General features: G+C 70.4%; 24 protein-coding genes. 8 read left to right on the top strand and 16 right to left on the bottom strand.

Going from position 1 to position 18,004, the window contains the following annotated elements; translation table 11 throughout:
• The 3 genes from ACIBGM_RS25965 to ACIBGM_RS25975 are packed head-to-tail and all read left to right on the top strand — an operon-like array spanning position 1 to position 2,727.
• The gene (locus ACIBGM_RS25965) at positions 1-666 is read left to right on the top strand and encodes a transglycosylase SLT domain-containing protein (protein WP_360523610.1); all 666 of its coding nucleotides are present in this window, start codon (positions 1-3) and stop codon (positions 664-666) included.
• Entirely contained in the window at positions 663-1,268 is a 606-nt protein-coding gene (locus ACIBGM_RS25970) for a methyltransferase domain-containing protein (protein WP_396386977.1), read from the top strand. The genes ACIBGM_RS25965 and ACIBGM_RS25970 overlap by 4 nt, the downstream gene beginning before the upstream one ends.
• Positions 1,269-1,278: 10 nt before the next feature.
• On the top strand, positions 1,279-2,727 hold the full coding sequence (locus ACIBGM_RS25975; RefSeq protein WP_396386978.1) for a M81 family metallopeptidase: 1,449 nt from the start codon (positions 1,279-1,281) through the stop codon (positions 2,725-2,727).
• On the opposite strand, the gene ACIBGM_RS25980 is transcribed toward ACIBGM_RS25975, so the two are convergent.
• From ACIBGM_RS25980 to ACIBGM_RS25995, 4 genes are all read right to left on the bottom strand, one after another.
• Complete coding sequence (locus ACIBGM_RS25980; protein ID WP_396386979.1) at positions 2,724-3,059, bottom strand: hypothetical protein; 336 nt, start codon at positions 3,057-3,059, stop codon at positions 2,724-2,726. The two genes, ACIBGM_RS25975 and ACIBGM_RS25980, sit on opposite strands and share 4 nt — an antisense overlap.
• A 156-nt stretch (positions 3,060-3,215) precedes the next feature.
• Positions 3,216-3,779 carry a GerMN domain-containing protein gene (locus ACIBGM_RS25985; RefSeq protein ID WP_396386980.1) on the bottom strand — a complete coding sequence of 188 codons (564 nt, stop codon included), beginning with the start codon at positions 3,777-3,779 and terminating at the stop codon, positions 3,216-3,218.
• Complete coding sequence (locus ACIBGM_RS25990) at positions 3,776-5,098, bottom strand: ATP-binding protein (protein ID WP_396386981.1); 1,323 nt, start codon at positions 5,096-5,098, stop codon at positions 3,776-3,778. Before ACIBGM_RS25990 ends, ACIBGM_RS25985 begins: the two co-directional genes overlap by 4 nt.
• Before the next feature lie 38 nt (positions 5,099-5,136).
• Complete coding sequence (locus ACIBGM_RS25995; RefSeq protein ID WP_360523628.1) at positions 5,137-5,838, bottom strand: response regulator transcription factor; 702 nt, start codon at positions 5,836-5,838, stop codon at positions 5,137-5,139.
• A 195-nt stretch (positions 5,839-6,033) separates the two neighbouring features.
• On the opposite strand from ACIBGM_RS25995, the gene ACIBGM_RS26000 reads away from it, so the two are divergent.
• Both ACIBGM_RS26000 and ACIBGM_RS26005 read left to right on the top strand, forming a co-directional pair.
• Positions 6,034-6,345 (top strand): STAS domain-containing protein, encoded by a 312-nt coding sequence (locus tag ACIBGM_RS26000; protein ID WP_360523631.1) that lies wholly within the window; start codon positions 6,034-6,036, stop codon positions 6,343-6,345.
• Positions 6,346-6,358: 13 nt separating this feature from the next.
• A complete protein-coding gene (locus tag ACIBGM_RS26005; RefSeq protein ID WP_396386982.1) occupies positions 6,359-6,760 on the top strand; it encodes a hypothetical protein in 402 nt (133 codons plus the stop codon).
• Between the two features lie 10 nt (positions 6,761-6,770).
• Here the strand turns inward: ACIBGM_RS26005 and ACIBGM_RS26010 are convergent, their stop codons facing one another.
• A complete protein-coding gene (locus ACIBGM_RS26010) occupies positions 6,771-6,965 on the bottom strand; it encodes a hypothetical protein (RefSeq protein WP_360523637.1) in 195 nt (64 codons plus the stop codon).
• Positions 6,966-7,188: 223 nt separating this feature from the next.
• Positions 7,189-8,103, bottom strand: a complete 915-nt coding sequence (sigJ, locus tag ACIBGM_RS26015) for an RNA polymerase sigma factor SigJ (RefSeq protein ID WP_360523640.1) — start codon at positions 8,101-8,103, stop codon at positions 7,189-7,191.
• A gap of 107 nt (positions 8,104-8,210) precedes the next feature.
• On the opposite strand from sigJ, the gene ACIBGM_RS26020 reads away from it, so the two are divergent.
• Positions 8,211-8,648 carry a YybH family protein gene (locus ACIBGM_RS26020; RefSeq protein ID WP_396386983.1) on the top strand — a complete coding sequence of 146 codons (438 nt, stop codon included), beginning with the start codon at positions 8,211-8,213 and terminating at the stop codon, positions 8,646-8,648.
• 28 nt (positions 8,649-8,676) lie between these two features.
• The gene (gene wrbA / locus ACIBGM_RS26025; protein ID WP_360523646.1) at positions 8,677-9,285 is read left to right on the top strand and encodes an NAD(P)H:quinone oxidoreductase; all 609 of its coding nucleotides are present in this window, start codon (positions 8,677-8,679) and stop codon (positions 9,283-9,285) included.
• Here the strand turns inward: wrbA and ACIBGM_RS26030 are convergent.
• The 7 genes from ACIBGM_RS26030 to ACIBGM_RS26060 all read right to left on the bottom strand — a co-directional run bounded on the left by ACIBGM_RS26030 (position 9,263) and on the right by ACIBGM_RS26060 (position 15,378).
• Positions 9,263-10,462, bottom strand: a complete 1,200-nt coding sequence (locus tag ACIBGM_RS26030; RefSeq protein ID WP_396386984.1) for a cation:proton antiporter — start codon at positions 10,460-10,462, stop codon at positions 9,263-9,265. The genes wrbA and ACIBGM_RS26030 overlap by 23 nt on opposite strands.
• Positions 10,463-10,512: 50 nt before the next feature.
• Positions 10,513-10,743 (bottom strand): zf-HC2 domain-containing protein, encoded by a 231-nt coding sequence (locus ACIBGM_RS26035; protein WP_360523652.1) that lies wholly within the window; start codon positions 10,741-10,743, stop codon positions 10,513-10,515.
• Entirely contained in the window at positions 10,740-11,378 is a 639-nt protein-coding gene (locus tag ACIBGM_RS26040) for a sigma-70 family RNA polymerase sigma factor (protein WP_360523655.1), read from the bottom strand. Before ACIBGM_RS26040 ends, ACIBGM_RS26035 begins: the two co-directional genes overlap by 4 nt.
• Positions 11,379-11,402: 24 nt before the next feature.
• Positions 11,403-12,107: a flavodoxin family protein gene (locus ACIBGM_RS26045; protein WP_396386985.1), complete on the bottom strand. Its 705-nt coding sequence runs from the start codon at positions 12,105-12,107 to the stop codon at positions 11,403-11,405.
• Between the two features lie 58 nt (positions 12,108-12,165).
• Positions 12,166-13,068: a carbamate kinase gene (locus ACIBGM_RS26050; RefSeq protein WP_360523661.1), complete on the bottom strand. Its 903-nt coding sequence runs from the start codon at positions 13,066-13,068 to the stop codon at positions 12,166-12,168.
• 23 nt (positions 13,069-13,091) lie between these two features.
• On the bottom strand, positions 13,092-13,553 hold the full coding sequence (locus ACIBGM_RS26055) for a GyrI-like domain-containing protein (RefSeq protein ID WP_360523664.1): 462 nt from the start codon (positions 13,551-13,553) through the stop codon (positions 13,092-13,094).
• A gap of 202 nt (positions 13,554-13,755) precedes the next feature.
• Complete coding sequence (locus ACIBGM_RS26060) at positions 13,756-15,378, bottom strand: GAF domain-containing sensor histidine kinase (RefSeq protein ID WP_360523667.1); 1,623 nt, start codon at positions 15,376-15,378, stop codon at positions 13,756-13,758.
• A 218-nt stretch (positions 15,379-15,596) separates the two neighbouring features.
• Here ACIBGM_RS26060 and ACIBGM_RS26065 point away from each other — a divergent pair, with 218 nt between their 5' ends.
• Complete coding sequence (locus ACIBGM_RS26065; RefSeq protein ID WP_360523670.1) at positions 15,597-16,250, top strand: response regulator transcription factor; 654 nt, start codon at positions 15,597-15,599, stop codon at positions 16,248-16,250.
• 14 nt (positions 16,251-16,264) lie between these two features.
• Here ACIBGM_RS26065 and ACIBGM_RS26070 read toward each other — a convergent pair whose 3' ends face one another.
• From ACIBGM_RS26070 to ACIBGM_RS26080, 3 genes are all read right to left on the bottom strand, one after another.
• Positions 16,265-16,831 carry a pyridoxamine 5'-phosphate oxidase family protein gene (locus ACIBGM_RS26070; protein WP_360523672.1) on the bottom strand — a complete coding sequence of 189 codons (567 nt, stop codon included), beginning with the start codon at positions 16,829-16,831 and terminating at the stop codon, positions 16,265-16,267.
• A 97-nt stretch (positions 16,832-16,928) separates the two neighbouring features.
• Complete coding sequence (locus tag ACIBGM_RS26075) at positions 16,929-17,627, bottom strand: cation diffusion facilitator family transporter (protein ID WP_396386986.1); 699 nt, start codon at positions 17,625-17,627, stop codon at positions 16,929-16,931.
• Positions 17,624-17,995: a metalloregulator ArsR/SmtB family transcription factor gene (locus ACIBGM_RS26080; RefSeq protein WP_360523678.1), complete on the bottom strand. Its 372-nt coding sequence runs from the start codon at positions 17,993-17,995 to the stop codon at positions 17,624-17,626. The genes ACIBGM_RS26075 and ACIBGM_RS26080 overlap by 4 nt, the downstream gene beginning before the upstream one ends.
• Positions 17,996-18,004: the final 9 nt, after the last annotated feature.

Here is an 18,004-nt window from a genome sequence, read left to right on the forward strand (position 1 = left end):
GTGGCGAAGCAGTGGGTCTGGATCGCGGTCGGCGCCGTCGCCGTGGGAGCGGTGGCTGCGCAGTGCGGCGATACACCCGAGTCCGGGCAGGCGCCGACGTCATCGGCCAGCAGCCGGACACCGTCGCCGTCGGCTCCCGCTCCGGCGGCAAAGAGCACGACTCCCAAGCCTTGGTACGTGGACTACGATCCGGCGCAGTTCGCCGTACAGGTCCGGAAGTATGCCGGGCAGGCGGGCATCCGGCCGCAGTTGCTGATGGCAATCTTGTACAACGAGTCGTACAAGCCGCACGACCCCGAGCTCGAGCGGTCGTGGGCGCAGATCGACTCCGACCCCGCGTTCGGTATCGCGAACATGCACCGGCCGGCCTTCGACGACACCAAGCGCGGCCGGGCGTTCGCGAAGCGGAAGTGGGAGGAGCTGCCCGACGACCCGGCGCTGGCCATTCAGGCCGCGGCCTGGCACCTGCACGACCTGGCCAGGCGACTGCCGTCGACGCTGACCGGTCAGCTGACCAAGGACGAGTTGCTTGCCCTGGGCTACAACGCCGGCGGCGGCAACATGCGGAAGTTCGCGCGGGGCGTGAAGCCCGGCCCGCAGGCGCAGTCCTACCTCGACCGGCTGCGCTCGAACTGGGACAAGTCGGGAGAGGCAGTCGGGACATGAACCACCAGCACATGCACGTCGAGAACCCGCGCTTCTACGAGATCTCCGCGGCGATCGGGTTCGCCGGTCAGCGCCGGCGGGTGTACGACGGCCTGGTCCGGCTGAGCGACGTCCGTCCGGGAGACCGGGTGCTCGACGTCGGGTGCGGCACCGGGTACCTGAGCGGGCGGGTGGCGCGGGCGGTCGGGCCGGACGGCCGCGTCGAGGGAATCGATCCGTCGACGTCGGTCGTTGCCTACGCCAACGAGCGGGCGGCGCCGAACGCGACCTTCCGGGTAGCGGGCGCGGAGGAGCTGCCGTACGACGACGGCTCGTTCGATGCGGTCGTGTCGTGCTTGGCCGCGCATCACATCGGGGCCGACTACCGCGGTCGGGCGTTTGCCGAGATGTACCGGGTGCTGAAGCCAGGTGGCCGGTTGGTCATCGCCGACTTCCGGCCGCCGACGGGGAGGCTGTCGCGGCTGGCCATCGGTGCGTTCACCCGTCATGCGGCCGAGCACGTGCCGCTGCTCGACCTGGCGCTCGGCGCGGGATTCGAGATCGTCGAGACCGGTCACCGGCGGCCGGTGCTGGCCTACGTGCGGGCGGTCCGGCCCCGATAGGGTCGGGCGGATGAAGCCCTTGCGGATCGGAATTGCCGGGATCGCGATCGAGTCGAGCACGTTCTCGCCACATCGCAGTACGTTGGACGACTTCCGGGTGACGCGCGGGGCCGAGTTGCTGGCCCGCTACGCGTTCCTGTCGCCTGGGTCGGAGCTGACCGAGGGCGTCGAGTGGGTGCCGCTGCTGCACGCAGTCGCGGTCCCGGGCGGCCCAGTGACTGAGGACACGTACGAGCAGCTGGCGGGCGAGATCTTCGACCGGCTGCGTACGGCGGGCCCGTTGGACGGAGTGTTCATCGACTTCCACGGCGCGATGACCGTGCTCGGCCGGACCGACATCGAGGCCGAGTTCGTCGCCGGGATCCGGGAGTTCGTCGGCCCATCGACGTTGCTGTCCGCGTCGATGGATCTGCACGGGAACGTGTCGCGTTCGCTGGCGGAGACGCTGGATCTGATCACGTGCTACCGCAAGGCGCCGCACACCGATGCGTGGGACACGAGGGAGCGCGCAGCACGCAACCTGGTGGCTCGGCTCCGGTCTGGCGGCCGTCCGCAGAAGGCGTGGGTGCAGGTGCCGGTGCTGCTGCCGGGGGAGAAGACGAGCACCCGGATCAACCCGGCCAAGCGGATCTACGCGATGGTCGACGACGTCGAGGCGATGGACGGCGTACTGGATGCGGCGATCTGGGTCGGGTACGCGTGGGCGGACGAGCCGCGCTGTCAGGCAGCTGTCGTCGTGACCGGTGATGACGCCGACGTGATCACCAAGCAGGCGAAGCGGCTTGCTGATGCTTACTGGGATGCGCACGACGAGTTCGAGTTCGTCGCGCCGACCGGCACTCTCGAGGAATGTGTCGAGCGCGCCGTGGCAAGCACCGCGCGGCCCTTCTTCATCAGCGACTCCGGCGACAACCCGACGGCCGGCGGCGCCGGTGACACGTCGTGGACCCTGGACGCTCTCCTCCGCATGCCCGCGATCACGTCGTCGGACCTGACCACCATCTACGCCGCCATCGTCGACCCCGAAGTCACCGCGGCTGCCACCAAGGCCGGCGTCGGCGCCACGATCGACGTACACCTCGGCGGCAAGATCGACTCCGTCCCCTGCGGCCCTGTTCCCCTGACTGCTCAGGTATCCGCTCTCGACCCCACCAACGCAGCCGTCGCCCTCAGCACCGGCGGTCTCCACATCATCGTCACCACCCACCGCAAGCCGTACCACCTCGAGTCCGACTTCACCGCCCTCGGCCTGTCCCCGCGCGACGCCGACCTGGTCATCGTCAAGATCGGCTACCTGGAACCCGAGCTCTACACCATGTCCGCCGACTGGCTCCTGGCCCTGACCCCCGGCGGCGTCAACCAAGACCTCCTCTCCCTTGGTCACCACGCCATCGCCCGCCCCATGTACCCCTTCGACCCCAACATGCAGTCCCCGGAGCTGAACCCCGTCCTGCTCTAGGGGTTGAGGAGGAAGGCTGGGGGTTCGCCGGTGAGGGCTTCGGGGGAGGAGAGCCAGGTGGCGGTTTGGCGGGGGTGGCGGCGTTCTATTTCGGTGAGGAGGAGCTCGCGGGCGCGGGCGGCGGTGGCGGCGTCGTCGGAGTGGGCGGCGCGGTGGAGCTCGTCGGCGGTGGCGGACCAGACGGCGTACAGCTGGGCGTCGCTCCAGCTGGTGAGCTCGTTGCCGATGACCTGTACGGCGGCCGCGCGGCGGCGGCGCTGCTTGAGCACCCAGGGCAGGGCGATCACGGCGGCGACGACGAGGAGCAGGACGATCCAGGCGACGGGCTTCATGTCTGCCGGGTTGTCTGGTGCGTGGGCGGCCGCTCGGTCACGATCCTCCTTCGAAAGGTGCCGTTCAGACCTGTGTAACGTTCAGATGGGTCGGTAGCCGCGCCGCCCCGGAGGGTGACACACGATCTCAAAGATCCCTCAGCGTCCTCGTCAAACTCACGGCACCCGCAACGCCTCGTAGTCGGCCGCGGTCAGCGGTTGGGTGGTGAGCGCGCCGTCCGCGAGCAGCGCCTCGACCGGTTCGCCGGCGCGCGAGAACGTGACCTCTTCGACCGACTGCAGAGCGGTGACGGAGAGGACGATCTGCCCGACTGCCAGCACGTTCTCGGTGGCGGAGCGGCCGTCGGTCTCACCGGAGAGCTCGAGCACGACCCGGGTTCCCTGCACGGCCACGACCGCGAGCTCGAGCCCCGGCGGCAGCGCCGTGGTGATGCCGTCGGCCTGTTCGGGTCCCGTCGGGCCGTTCGTCAGTTCCTGGATCACCCCGTCGAGGACGCCGACTCCGGACACCTCCCGGGCAACGCTGACCAGCCGGTTGTTGCGGACATAGACCACCTGCACCGCCGTTCGCGCCGTAGTCGCAAGGGACGTCGGTACGGCGGGAGTCTGCAGGTGCGACGGGATGGCCCGAGGCTCGATCGGCGCCGGCTCGTCCTGCAGCGGCACGCCGCAACTGACAAGCACCAGCAGCGCCGCGACTACCCCGGTCAGCCGTCTCACGTCGCCGCCTCTGGAAGGCGTACGACGAACTGCGCCCCGCCGGTCGGGGACGCCGTACACCACACTGCCCCGCCATGCGCGGCCGCGGTCTCCGCGGCCAAGGCAAGCCCGAGCCCTGTCCCGGAAGACGATCCGCGCTTGTTCGCGCCGGTGGCGAACCGCTCGAACACCCGCTCCCGGTCGAGCGGCTGGATGCCGGGTCCGGAGTCGTTCACGAGCACCAGCACATCCGATCCGACCCGGCTGACCTCGACGCCGGTGAGCCCGCCGCCGTGCGTCTCGGCGTTCTCGAACAGGTTCCGGAACATCCGGCCCAGCCGCGGCTTGTCGGCCAGTACGACGACATCCTCGACGCCGGTCAGGATCGCCGGATCTCGCCCGACCTCACTCAGTACCTGACGAATCAGCGAGGTCAGCTCGAGTCGCGCACTCGGCCGCCGATCGAGTCCGCCGTCGGACCGCGCCAGCTCGAGCAGGTCGTCGAGCAACCGCCGGAAGCGTTGCAGGTCGGCGGTGACGAGGTCGAGCGCCCGCTGGGAACGCTCGGGCAGCTCGTCGCGCCGGGCGTTGAGCAGGTCGACGCTGCCGACCAGCGTGGTCAACGGCGACCGGAGCTCGTGGCTGACGTCCGCGGCCAGCCGGGCATCGCGGTTGATGCGCTGCTGCAACGTGTCGACCATGCTGTTGAAGGAGCCGACGATCGTGGCGAGCTCAGGGTCCTCGGTTGCGGGCAACCGGGTGTCGAGGTCACCACCCGCGATGGTCGCGGTCGCGACGGCGACCCGGTTGAGCGGCGTGACGACGGACCGGCTCGCCCAGAGGCCAAGAGCCGCTCCGGCCGCGGTCGCAAGCAGTGCGCCTCCGATGAGGATCCCGCTGAGCAGCCGGAGTGTTTCGTCGAGCTCGGTCAGCGGCGCGATCTCGTAGAACTCGGCCTGCACCGCCGGCACCGGCACCCCGACCACGATCGAGGGCCCGTCCACCGAGTGGAACCGCTGGCCGGTGGCCCGCCCGTCCGCGACCTGCTCCCGGACCGCTGCCGGTACGGCGTCGCGGCCCTCGTCGAGCGCGGACGCGTACCACTGGCCGCGCCACTTCAAGATGATCGTGTTCCCGGCCGGCGTGCCCGCGGCGGTCAGGACGGAGGAAACGTCCGCGTTGGTGTTGCGCAGCCGGCGCTGCACGAACGCGGCGTCCTCGAAGGCCTGGTGCTGGACCACCCGCTCGCGCTGGGCGAGCAGGTACCCGCGCGCCAGCAGATAGGTGCTGACGGCAAACACCGCCGACACCAGCAGGGCGACCAGGCTGAACGCGAGCACCAAGCGATGTCTCAGTCCAGGAGGGCGCCCACCAAGTCTCATCGCGGGTCCAGCCGGTAACCCATCCCGCGGACCGTCATCACGAGCTGCGGCCGGCCGGGGTCGCGCTCGATCTTGGTGCGCAACCGCCGGATGTGGACGTCGACGATCCGCTCGTCGCCGTAGTACCCGTGCTCCCAGACCGACGCGAGCAACGCGGACCGGCTGAGCACCCGGCCCGGCGGCTTGGCGAGCTCGGCCAGCAGCCGGTACTCGGTCACGGTCAGGTTGACGTCCTGCCCGTCGAGCATCACCGTTCCGCGCGAGGTGGACAGCACCAGGCTCCGCTTCGCGTCGGAGTCCAGCACGATGTCCGGCTCGGCGGCCTCCGCGCTGGTCCGCAGCCGCCGGCGCAGGGCGCGCAGCCGGGCGGTGATCTCCTTGATCTGGAAGGGTTTGGTGACGTAGTCGTCCGCGCCGGCTTCGAGTCCGGCGACGATGTCGTGGGTGTCGGACCGGGCGCTGACGACCACGATCGGGATGTCGCTGAGCCGCCGTACCTCACGGATGCAGGTGTAGCCGTCGATCTCGCCGAGCATCAGGTCGACCATCATCAGGTCCGGCATCGCGGTGCGGACCTGCTCGAGGGCGGACGGGGTGTCGGCCGCCTCGGCGACCCGGTACCCCTCGTCCTCCAGGGCGAGGCGCAGCACCTCCCGGATTCGATCGTCGTCCTCCACGACCAAGACCTGCATCGGCATCGTCACATCCTGGCAATCCGGCCGCGCGTTGTGACGGCCTGGGGCGGCATGTCATCCGATCGTAAAGTTCGGGTTGCCCGCCGGACCGGCCCCGGACGGGTCGTCATCGGATCGTCAAGAAGGGGTACGGCGAATCTCAAAGTCCAACCCGGAGAGTGGTCCCAATGCCTGCACCGTCCAGGGGGAGGGACCGCCATGAGCGACGCCACCCACAGCCCGCTGCCGCAGAAGGCGATCGTAACGCTGTCCGAGTCCGACCTCGACGGCGAGCTGTCCGCGCTGCGCTGGCGGTTGCACGGACTGGTCATGGACGGCGCCTGCCTGGTGGTCGTCGATGTGTCCGAGCTCGGGCAGATCTCGTCGACGCTGCTCACCGCGTTGCTCGACACGCACCGGGTGTGCCGTCGCCGTGGGGGTGGGGTGGTGATTCGGCATGCGAGCCGGCAGCTGACCGACGTACTGCGCCGGACCGGTCTCGACCGGGTCTTCGAGGTAGAGGCGGCATGACGGGCGAGCTGCGGTGAACCGGGCGGAGCGCGAGCCGTACGTCGATGTGACGGTCGTCGAGTTCGCGTCGCACACGGCGTACCTGGACCCGCGGACCGGGACCGGCTACCTGGTCACGCCCGACCCCGAGCGGGACATCCCGGCGCCGGACGAGTCGTTCGTCGGCGGCCTGTCGCTGCATACGGCTGACTGGCGACGCGCGCTGAGCCACCTCGACGAGGAGGGCTGGGAGCTCCTGTACGACGACGAGGGCAAGGTGGAGCGAGCCGGCCTGACCAGCGACGGCTTGACCGTGGTCTGCCTGTTCGGACCGCCGGAGGACAGGCAGCCGAGCCTGGAGACCCTCCGCCGCGCCCTGATCGCCCTCGACCTGGCCGCCAACGTCGACCCCGGCACCCGGCACACCGACGAGTGACCGCCGGCGGTCACACCTGCTGGGGCTGAGGCGCTTCCTGGGAGTTCTGCTGCCACACCGGTGAGCGGATCCCGAACCAGGCGTCGAGTACCGCGTCGTCTCCGAGCGCGCCGAACGGCGCCGCGTCGCGCTCCACGATACGGAGCAGCGCGAGCAGTCGCTGCGTCGTCTCGCACGTCATCGGAGCCTCCGAGGCGGTAGTCATGGCACTGTCGTCAAACGATCACGGCAGGGGCGACCGTCTCGGCGCTGCTGCTCGGAACACCGATGTCAACCATCACATCGGACAACGACCGACCTCCGTTACAAGCAGTCGGCCGGACACGCCGAGTAACCGGGCGGCGGCGCACCGGTCGTTCCTGGACTTTCGGTGCGGCTGGGAGGTGTCGATGAGTGCTGATCCGCTACACCGTGGTGACTTTGCGGGATTAGCGAGTCCAGGGCCGGAGCTTCTCGGGGTTGCGGACGGCCCAGATGTGCTTGATCTGGTCGTCGGCGATGTCGAACGCGATGACCGTGACGGTGACCCCGTCCTCCTGGGCGACCAGGCCCGGCTGGCCGTTGACGGTGCGCTCGAGCAGCGTGATGCCGGGCCGGCGGCCGGCCAGGTCGGCGAAGTAGCGGGCGATCTGCTCGCCGCCGGCGACCGGGTGCAGCTCCGCGCTGACCAGACCGCCGCCGTCGCCGACCGCGACTGCGTCGGGATCCAGCAGGGTGATCAATGCCTGGATGTCCTGCGCCTGCCACGCCTCCTTGAAGTCCCGGACCAGGCTGGCGCTCTGCGCGGTGGGAGTCGGCGGCGTCTGGGCCGCGGCGATCCGGCGCCGCGCCGAGGTGGCGAGCTGGCGGCAGGCCGCGGGGGAGCGGCCGACGATCTCGGCCACCTCCGGGAACGGGTACCGGAACACGTCGTGCAGGATGAACGCGACCCGCTCGGCCGGCGTCATCGACTCCAGTACGACGAGGAACGCCATGTTCACCGACTCGTCCAGGGTGACCCGGTCAGCGGGGTCGACGGCCACACCGGCCGACCGCCACTCGGCGCCGTCCGGCAGCGGCTCCGGGATCCACTCGCCGACGTACCGCTCCCGGCGGGCCCGGGCCGAGCCGAGCAGGTCCAGGCAGATCCGGCTGGCGACCGTCGTCAACCAGGCGCCGGGCGACTCGATCGCCTCCCGCTCCTCGGCCGGCATCGCGTACCAGCGGGTGTAGGTCTCCTGGACCACGTCCTCCGCGTCGGCCAGCGACCCGAGCAGCCGGTAGGCGAGGTTGATCAGCTGGCGCCGCTCGCTCATGATCGCGCTCAGGCCGGGATCTGCTGCGTCCGGCCCTGCTCCAGTCATGGTGTCCACGCTTCCCTTCCTCGGGTCCGCCGTACACCCCTACGACGAAACGCCGTACCCAAGTGTGAGGTCCTCACACTTTCGGGGGCTGTCTCGTCGGAGTGGTCATGAGCACCGAACAAGCAGTGGACGAAGTCGACATCCGGGAGCGGATCGACACGCTGGTCGAGGCGGTGCGGACCAAGGACCTCGACGCGGTCAGGACGATGTTCGCGCCGAACCTGGTCTCGTTCGACATCGAGCCGCCGCTGCGCCACCTGGGCGCGGAGGCGAAGCTGCAGAACTGGACCAAGGTCTTCACGGTCTACGCCGAGCTCGACTACGAGGTCCGCGACCTGACCGTCCTCGTGAACGGCGACCTGGCGGTGGCGTACGCCGTCAACCGCCTGAGCGGCATGCTGCAGACCGGCGACCGGACCGGCTACTGGGTCAGGTGGACGGCGTGCTTCCGCAAGCTCGACGGCGCCTGGCTGATCACGCACGACCAGATCTCGGTCCCGACCGACTTCGCCACCGGGCGGTCGGTCCTGGACCTCGAACCCTGAAGTCTCGAACCCGAAAGTGAAGGTATCTGTGGAACCCGTCAACGTGGCTGTCATCTACTACAGCGCCACCGGCACCGTGCACGCACTCGCCCAGGCCGCGGCCGAAGGCGCCGAGAAGGCCGGCGCCAACGTGCGGCTCCGGAAGGTCGCCGAGACCGCTCCGGACACCGCCATCGCGGTGAACCCGGCCTGGGGTGAGCACCTCCGGGCCACCGCCGATGTCGCCGAGGCCGGTCATGACGACCTGGCCTGGGCTGACGCGATGCTGTTCGGCACGCCCACCCGGTTCGGTACGCCGTCCGCGCAGATCAAGGCGTTCATCGACGCGACCGGCCCCCTGTGGATGCAGGGCCAGCTGGCCGGCAAGGTGTACTCGGCGCTGACCGCCAGCAACACGCTGCACGGCGGCCAGGAATCGACCATCCTTGCGCTGAGCAACGTCTTCTACCACTGGGGCGGGATCATCGTCCCACCCGGCTACGCCGACCCGATCCAGTACCAGTCCGGCAACCCGTACGGCGCCTCGCACGTCACCTCGACCGGACCCGTCAGCGACATCGCGCTGGAGGCCGCCCGCTTCCAGGCCCGCCGCGTCGTCGACACTGCCACCGCCCTCAAGATCGGCCGGGCTGCCTGACCTCGGCCGGCTGTTTGAGCAGGAGCAGGGCAACGGCAGGAAAGACCAGCACGGACAGCAGTCCCGCGCAGACCAGAGCGGCGGCGGTGACCGGTGCCATCAGCCCGGTCGCCACGCCGATCTGGGTCGCGGTGACGATGAACGGCAGTGAGGTCGCCTGCAGCAACGCCACGGCCACGCTCGATCGGGTGCCGAGGGTCCGGATCGCCAGCAGAGCGGGCACGCCGCGGACGACGAGCAGCGCGGCCAGGAACAGCGGCACCCGGGCCAGCGCCGCCGGATCGTCGACGAGACCGCCGAGATCGAGCCGGAGTCCGCTGGTGACGAAGAAGACCGGGATCAGGAAGCCGTAGCCGAGCGCCTCCAGCTTGATCCGGAAGCGCGGATGGGAGGTCGAGTCGCGGTCGACCAGGCCGACGACCGCGCCGGCCAGGAAGGCGCCGAGGATCGTCTCCAGCCCGAACTGCTCGGCCAGCGCGACGAACGCGACCAGCAGGACGACGGCGGCCCGGACCCGGATCTCGGCCGTGGTGTCCTGCAACCGCACCAGCACCCCGCCGATCCGTTGCGAACGGCCGGCCGTGGCGACCACGATCCCGGCCACGACGACCAGCAGCGTGAACAGCCCGACCATGATGATCCGCTCACCCGGACTTCCGCCCTCGGTCGAGAACACCAGCGACAGCAGCAGTACGGCGGCGAAGTCGGCGACCGATGCCGTCGCGATGGTGAACTGCCCGACGGCTCCTTCGGCCTGGCCGGCGTCCTTGAGGACCGGCACCACCAGGCCGAGCGAGGTCGCGGACAACGTGACGGCCAGCAGCAGCGGGCTCTGCACCCAGCCGATCGCGTCGAATCCGGCGCCCGCCGCCGTACCCAACGCGAGGGTGACGAGGTAGCCCAGGACCGCGAGTCTCAGGATCTGCCCGCGGAGCCGATGCACGTCGATCTCGAGTCCGGCCAGGAACAGCAGGAACCCGAGTCCGAGCAGCGACACGATCTGCAGCGGCAGATCCACCTCGACCAGACCGAGTCCGTGCGGCCCGACGACGATGCCGGCCACGATCTCGAGGACGACCGCCGGGACGCGCAGCCGGGGTGCCAGTCCGAGCAGGAGTGGTGCGAGCAGCGCGATCAGTGCGACCACGAACAGGTTGGTGAATTCGACGTCCGGCATGATCCCTCCCTTGGGTGCTCAGTGCCGGCGGGAGGTTCCGGCGTTACAGCTCAGTCGCGGGGGAAGTTCCGGAACGCGTCGAGGAGGCGGTCGCGGGTCTCGCCGGACAGGCTCTCCGGTTCGACCTGGCCCACTTCGGCGATGGTGCGGCGGAACTGCTCGACGTACGTCGAGCACCCGTCGCACAGGGTCAGGTGCTCGACGAAGCGCTGCTCGGTCTCGGGGTCGAGCGTGCCGTCGAGGAAGGCGGTGACGAGCTCGACGAGCTCTGCGCAGGTCATGTCCCTACCTCACTGGTGCTGAAGTACCGCTCGAGGCGGCCGCGGACCGCCGCGCGGGCCCGGTGCAGCAGGACCCGCTGGTTGGTCATCGAGATGTCAAGCAAGCTGCACACGTCCTCGGCGTCGTGTCCGTCGATGTCGCGCAACGTCAGCACCACCTGTTGCCGGATCGGCAGGCTGTCGATCGCGGCGGCGACCGTCGCCCGGATCTCGTGGGCGAGCACCTCGGTCTCGGTGCTCGGCCAGTCCGCCGGGAACGAGCGCCAGCCGCCCGGGTACAGGTCGTCGGGGCCGCGGAACCGGCCCGGGTCGACAGTCGGGCCGCCGTCCGGGCCGAGGCTCGTCCACGGCACCGTGCGCTGCTCGCGGGCGCCGCGCTTGCGGGCGATGTTGACCAGGATCCGGTAGACCCAGGTCTGCAACGCGGACCTGCCCTCGAACCGCTCGATCCCCTGGAACACGGCCAGCCAGGTGTCCTGCACGACCTCCTCGGCAGTCGCCGCGGTGGACACGAACGACCGGGCCAGCCGCAGCATCGACCCGGACCAGCCGTTGAGCAGGCAGGCGAAGGTCTCCTCGTCCCCGGCTCGCAGACCGGCCACGAGGACCTCGTCCGCCGGCAGGACCGCCCCCACCCTGCCGACGGTACCGGACAGTGGTCAGCGGTACTCCGGGTTCTCGAAGTCGAATCGGCAGCCGGCGTCCCACTCCGAGCGCTGGTTCCCATGCGCCGGCACGCCGCCGGCGTCCTTCAGCATCCGGGCCAGGTGCAGCAGGTTCCAGGTCATGAAGGTGGTGTTGCGGTTGGTGAAGTCGTTGTCCGGCCCGCCCGACCCCTCGTCCAGGTACGACGGCCCCGGCCCGGCCGCCCCGATCCAGCCGGCGTCGGCCTGCGGCGGGATCGTGTAGCCGAGGTGCTGCAGCGAGTAGAGCACGTTCATCGCGCAGTGCTTGACGCCGTCCTCGTTCCCGGTGATCAGGCAGCCGCCGACGCGGCCGTAGTACGCGTACTGCCCGTGCTCGTTGAGGGTCGACGAGTTGCCGTAGAGGCGCTCGATCACCTGTTTGGTCACCGAGCTGTTGTCGCCCAGCCAGATCGGCCCGGCGATCACCAGGATGTCGGCGGCCATCACCTGTTTCTGGATCGCCGGCCAGGCGTCGGTCTTCCAGCCGTGCTCGGTCATGTCCGGCCAGACACCTGTGGCGATATCGTGGTCGACGGCCCTGATCACGTCGACCTCGACGCCTTGCTTCTCCATGATCCGGCGGCTCACCTCGATCAGCCCTTCGGTGTGGCTGACCGCCGGTGACCGCTTCAACGTGCAGTTCACGAACAGCGCGCGTAGATCGCCGTACTCGGTCATCTTGGCCCCTCCTGACGAATGCGTCCTTGCACAGTCAGTGCCTGCACGCCGCCAGGCGTTACAGCTCGATCTGGGTGCCGCTGGTGCCGGTGACGACTGCGGTGGTGTCGTCGAGGGAGCCGATGGCGGCGCGGCCGTGGGTGATCTCCACGAAGTGGCGGGCGGCGCTGACCTTCGGGCCCATCGAGCCGGCCGGGAACGTGAGCCCGGCGAGGGTTTCCGCGTCGACCTTGTGGAGCGCGCGTTGGGTCGGGGTGCCGTAGTCGAGGTAGACGGCCGGTACGTCGGTGAGCATCACGAGGACTTCGGCCCGGAGCTCGATGGCGATGAGCGCAGCGGTCGCGTCCTTGTCCACGACGGCCTCGACACCCTTGAGGCCGGTCGGGCCCTCGATGACGGGTACGCCGCCTCCGCCTGCCAGGATCACGGTGACGCCGTTCTGGAGCAGGAGGTCGGCCGCGTCGAGCTCCAGGACCCGTTGGGGCGCGGGGGACGGCACGACTCGTCGCCACTCGGTACCGTCCTGGCGCACCGACCAGCCGGAGGACAAGGCGAGCTGGCGCGCTCGCTCCTCGGGGTAGCTGGTGCCGACGTACTTGGTCGGGACGTTGAACGCTGGGTCGTGCGCGTCCACCACGGTCTGGGTGACCAGCGTGACGGCGCGCCGGCTCAGGCCCGCGTTGGTCAGCGCCTGCTGCACCCAGTACCCGATCACGCCCTGCGTCTCCGCAACCAGGTCACTCAGCGGGTACGGCTTGGACAGGCTGGTGTCGGCGAAGCTCTCCAGCGCGAGCAGCCCGACCTGTGGGCCGTTGCCGTGCACGATGACGACGTCGTTGTCCTCGGCGACCTTGGCCAAGGCCGGCGCGGCCGCGGCCAGGTGCGCGACCTGTACGTCGGCATCCGGGCGCTCACCACGCCGAAGCAATGCGTTCCCCCCGAGCGCGATCACTATCCGCATGCTTCAGGGTGCCACGAGACTCCTCAGTTCAGGGTGAACGGCTGGATGACCTCGGTGCGCCAGCGCTGGGTGCGGTTCGGCGGGTCGTGGTAGACCTCCCAGGCGTCGCCCGCGCGGGCGCCGTGCTCCGCGTCCAGCCAGTCGTCGAGCGCCCGGTAGGCGTCACCGAGCTGCTCGTAGGTCCCGCTGTGCCAGGCGACGACGACGTGCCCGCCGGGCAGGCTGGACGGCACGATCTGGCGGTCGCCGCTGATCCGCACGGCCACCGGGAACCCGGCCTCGACCTCGAAGAACCCGTCGGTCCGGACGTGGTACCGGGCGAACGGGAAGCCGCACGGCGCGATCCCGTGCCGGCGCAGGTACTCGGCCACCACGTCGAACGCCGTACGGAACCAGCCCCGCACCTCGTCGTGGTGCAGGGTCGCCCGCAGGACGGCGGTGGGCTGCTCGTGGACTACACGCGATTCGGGGTGATCGGTGCGCACGTCTCTCAGCGTAAGACCACGACGGCTCTGTGCGCAGTCCCTGGAGTTCGGGACCTTCGGCCCTGGCGGCGGGCGCGGTCGCGGCGGCACTCTGGAGACAGAAGGGGGACCTTGGCGGACCGCCGGGGCCGGATTACAGGTGGCATCACTTGGGAGGGCTGCTGCCACCGACAACGCCGCGTCCCGGCGGTCTGCAGGGGAGTCAGGTGCCGAGCGGAGCGCGCAGCTCGAGCACGGTGCCCTCTGACGGCCGGGAGTCCACCCGGACCGAACCGCCGAGGCTCTCGGCACGCTCGCGGAGGTTCCGCAGACCACTCTGACGCTCGACGTCGGCGAGCCCGATGCCGTTGTCGGAGACCCGGGCGACGACCTCCCCATGGGCGGCCGTCACCTCGACGCTGACCTGGGTCGCCTCGGCATGGCGTACGACGTTCGACAGCGCCTCCCGGATCGCGGCCAGGATCTGCGGCCGCACGGTCACGGGTACGGCGGTGTCCAGCGGGCCGGCGCAGGTCAGGCGCGGCCGGAAGCCGAGCGGTCCGGCGTACTCGGCAACGAGCTCCTGGATGTCCGCCCGGAGCGACCGGCGGCCGGGCTGGTGGTGCAGCTCGAAGATCGCGGCCCGCAGGTCCCGGATGGTCGCGTCGATGTCCTCGACGGCGCGGCCGATGCGCTCCTGGACGTCGGGAGAGACCATCCGGTGTATGCCCTGCAGTTGCAGGCCGGTCGCGAACAGCCGCTGGATGACCAGGTCGTGCAGGTCGCGAGCGATCCGGTCGCGATCCTCCAGGACCGCGATCATCGACTGGTCCCGCTGGGCCTGCGCGCGGTCGAGCGCCAGCGTGGCCTGGTCGGCGAACAGCTGGACCAGGTCCGTGCCGTCCTCGAGGTCGGCCCCACGCTCGGCGGCGACCAGCAGCAGCCCGCCGGTGGCGTGCGTCCCGGCCGGCAGCGGCGCCATGATCGTTCGCCCCAGCGACTGCAGCTCGGGCGCGTCGGTCTGCCGGCCGCTTTCCTTCACCAGTTGGGCGAGGTCGTCGATCTCCAGCAGCCGGTCGCCGCGCAGCACCTCGCCGAGCCAGGGTACGTCGGAAGGCACGTGCCGGCCGGCGTACTGCTCGAACTCCTCGGGCCCGTCGATCGCCTCGATCACCAGGTCGTCGGCGCGGACCAGCATGATCACGCCGACCCGGGACCCGGACACCTCGCGGGCGCGGCGGGCGATCAGCCGCAGCGCGTCCGGCAGCTCGAAGTCGCCGAGCATGAGCTGGGTGATCTCGGCGGTGACCTCGTGCCACCGCCGTTTGCGCTCGGTGTCGGCGTACAGGCGGGCGTTGTCGATCACCACACCGGCCGCGGCCGCCAGCGCGGTCACGGTGCGCTCGTCGTCGTCGGTGAACTCGGCGCCGTCCGCCTTCTCGGTCAGGTAGAGGTTGCCGAAGACGTGGTCCCGGGTCCGGATCGGCACGCCGAGGAAGCGCTGCATCGGCGGGTGGTTGGGCGGGAACCCGAACGACTGCGGGTGCTGGGTGAGGTCGTGGAGCCGGAGCGGGCCCGGGTGGTCGATCGACAGCCGGAGCAGGCCGTGGCCCTCGGGGTACGTGCCGATCGCGGCGATCTCCTCGGCGGTGACGCCGTGCGGGATGAACCGGACCAGCCGCTTGCCGTCCGGGCCGACCACGCCGAGCGCGCCGTACCGGGCGCCGACGAGCTCGCACGCCGCGGTGACGATCCGGTCGAGCGTGCTGCTGAGGTCCAGGTCGGCGCCGATCCCGACCACGGCGTTCAGCAGCGCGTCGTCGTACCAGGTCCCCTTTGGCGTCACCCTGACCACGGTACAAAACGTGGCCGCCCGGTGGGGGAGAGTTGCCGGGGGCACCGACCTGGCGCGGGCGCAGGCCCCAGGGGAGCAGGCGGCGCCCGCGCAGGGGTGCCCACGGTCGCAGCGGCGTCACCCGGCGCAGCCGGTCCGCCTCGTCCACCGGACGGACAGGTGCCCGACGTTCAGCGCCTTCCCAGGCTGCGCCGGTTTACGCTGAGCGAGTGATCAAGGTGTTCCTGCTCGACGACCACGAGGTCGTGCGCCTGGGCCTGCGGCAGCTGCTGGAGGCCGAGCCGGACGTCGAGGTCGTGGGCGACGCGTCCACCGCGGCGGAGGCGGTCGCGCGGATCCCGGCGCTGCGGCCGGACGTCGCCGTCCTGGACGTGCGGCTGCCGGACGGGGACGGGATCACGGTGTGCCGGGAGGTCCGCTCGGTGATGGACGAGCCGCCGGCGTGCCTGATGCTGACCTCGTTCTCCGACGACGAGGCGCTGTTCACCGCGATCATGGCCGGCGCGGCCGGGTACCTGCTGAAGCAGGTGAGCGGGACCGATCTGGTCGGCGCGGTACGGCGCCTCGCAGCGGGGGAGTCGCTGCTGGATCCGGCGATGACGACCGCCGTACTCGAACGTTTGCGCAACCCGCCCGACATCGAGGACGACCCGCGCTACCAGTCGCTGACCGAGCAGGAACGCCGGATCCTGGACGAGATCGCGGCGGGCAAGACCAACCGCCAGATCGCGCAGAGCATGTTCCTGGCCGAGAAGACGGTGAAGAACTACGTGTCGGGGCTACTCCGCAAGCTCGACATGGAACGCCGGACCGAGGCCGCCGTGTACGCCGTCGAGCGGGCGAAGCGCCGGCGCCGGACCTGAAGCGATCACCGGGGTCACCAGACGCGGACGCGACGCCCGCTCAGGTGCTCCGGCTCGATCACCACCAGCACCTCGTCGACCGCGCCGTCCCACGCGTGCACCGAGCAGCGCCCCGAGACCAGCACGCTCCAGCCCTCGCGGTCGGCCGCGTCCAGCCGCTCGACCTCGACGGCCACCGGACCGTCGCCGTACCGGACGATCGGGTCGGTCGCGTCGGTGCGGAAGACCAGCTTCCGCTCGTGCAGCGTGAATTGCAGCGGCTGGACGGCCAGCCGTCCCGTCATGACGAACGCGATCCGGGCGGTGCCGCCATGTGCGAGCAGGTCGAGACACTCGTCCTCCCGCAGGTGGTCGAGGACGGGGTGCAGAGCCGACGAGCCGCGGACCGGGACGCGCCGGATCCGGTTCGCCACCGTGGTGTCGAGCGCTCCGGCCAGCCGGATTAACGCTCCGGCCGTCAGTCCACTGGGCTCGACCGCGTCGGACCGCGCAGACCCCTCATGCTGCGCGAGCCCGACGAGGCCGGCCCGCCTGGACTGATCACCACCATTCGTCGATCGAGCCTGCTCGGACGCCGGCATCGGACCTCCCTTCCCACGACACGTCCTATCCAACGCGCCACGGGACCCGCCCGGGCAGAGCCGGAAGGCCCAACCCTTCGGGACCTCGGTCCCGCGGTCAGTCGGTGCAGCAGCCGTCGGTGCAGCAGTCGTCGGTGCAGCCGCCGCCGACCGGGGCGCAGCAGCCTTCGCCGCGCCAGGCCTGGATGCCTTCCCGGACCGCGACCGCGGCGATGACGAGGCCGGCGATCGGGTCGGCCCAGGACCAGCCGAGGGTGGCGTTGAGGACGAGGCCGACGAGAAGGACGGCGGACAGGTAGGTGCAGAGGAGGGTTTGGGTGCCGTCGGCAACGACAGCGTTCGAGCCGAGGGCCTTGCCGGTACGGCGCTGGGCCCACGACAGCACCGGCATCACGATCAGCGACGCGATCGCGAGGCCGATGCCGACCGGTGACGCGTCCGGGTCGCTGCCGGCGATCAACGCCCGTACCGACTCGAAGGCGACGTACGCGGCGAGCCCGAAGAACGAGAACGCGAGCAGCCGCAGCGCCTGGCGCTCCCGCGTCTCGGGCAGCCGGTGCCGGAACTGCCACAGGATGATCAGCCCACTCGACACCTCGACCACCGAGTCGAGCCCGAACCCGACCAGGGCCACCGACCCGGCGACGAGTCCTGCGGTGATCGCGACTACCGCCTCGATCAGGTTGTAGGTGACCGAGGCTCCGGCCAGCAGCTGCGCCCGCCGACTAAGCCGACGGCGCGCCTCGGGATCGGCTGTCCAAACACTCGGGGTGATCTGGAGCGGTTGATCGCTCATGACCGGGCAGCCGTGCCGTAGACCGGGCACAACGCGACCGCGTCACCGGTCAGCCCAAGCAGCCGCTCGGCAGCCGACAGCAACTCCAGCGTCGCCTCGGGGTGCGTCAGGCTGAACAGCGAGGCCCGCCCCTGCGGCCGCGACTCGACCAGCCCACAGTCGCGCAGGCAGGCCAGGTGCTTCGACACCGTCGACTGCGCCAGCCCCAAGTGCTCGGTCAGGTCGACGACCCGATGCTCGCCGAGTGCAAGATGCCGCACGATCGCCAGCCGGGAAGCATCGCTGAACCCGTGAAACAGACAGGCCGCCACGCTCAGGGCAGCAGCCTCGTCGACCTCAGGATCCTCGGTCCGCGTTGTCATCGCCATTCGACGATG

The organism is Kribbella sp. NPDC050470 (genome assembly GCF_044458365.1).
Lineage (GTDB): Bacteria > Actinomycetota > Actinomycetes > Propionibacteriales > Kribbellaceae > Kribbella.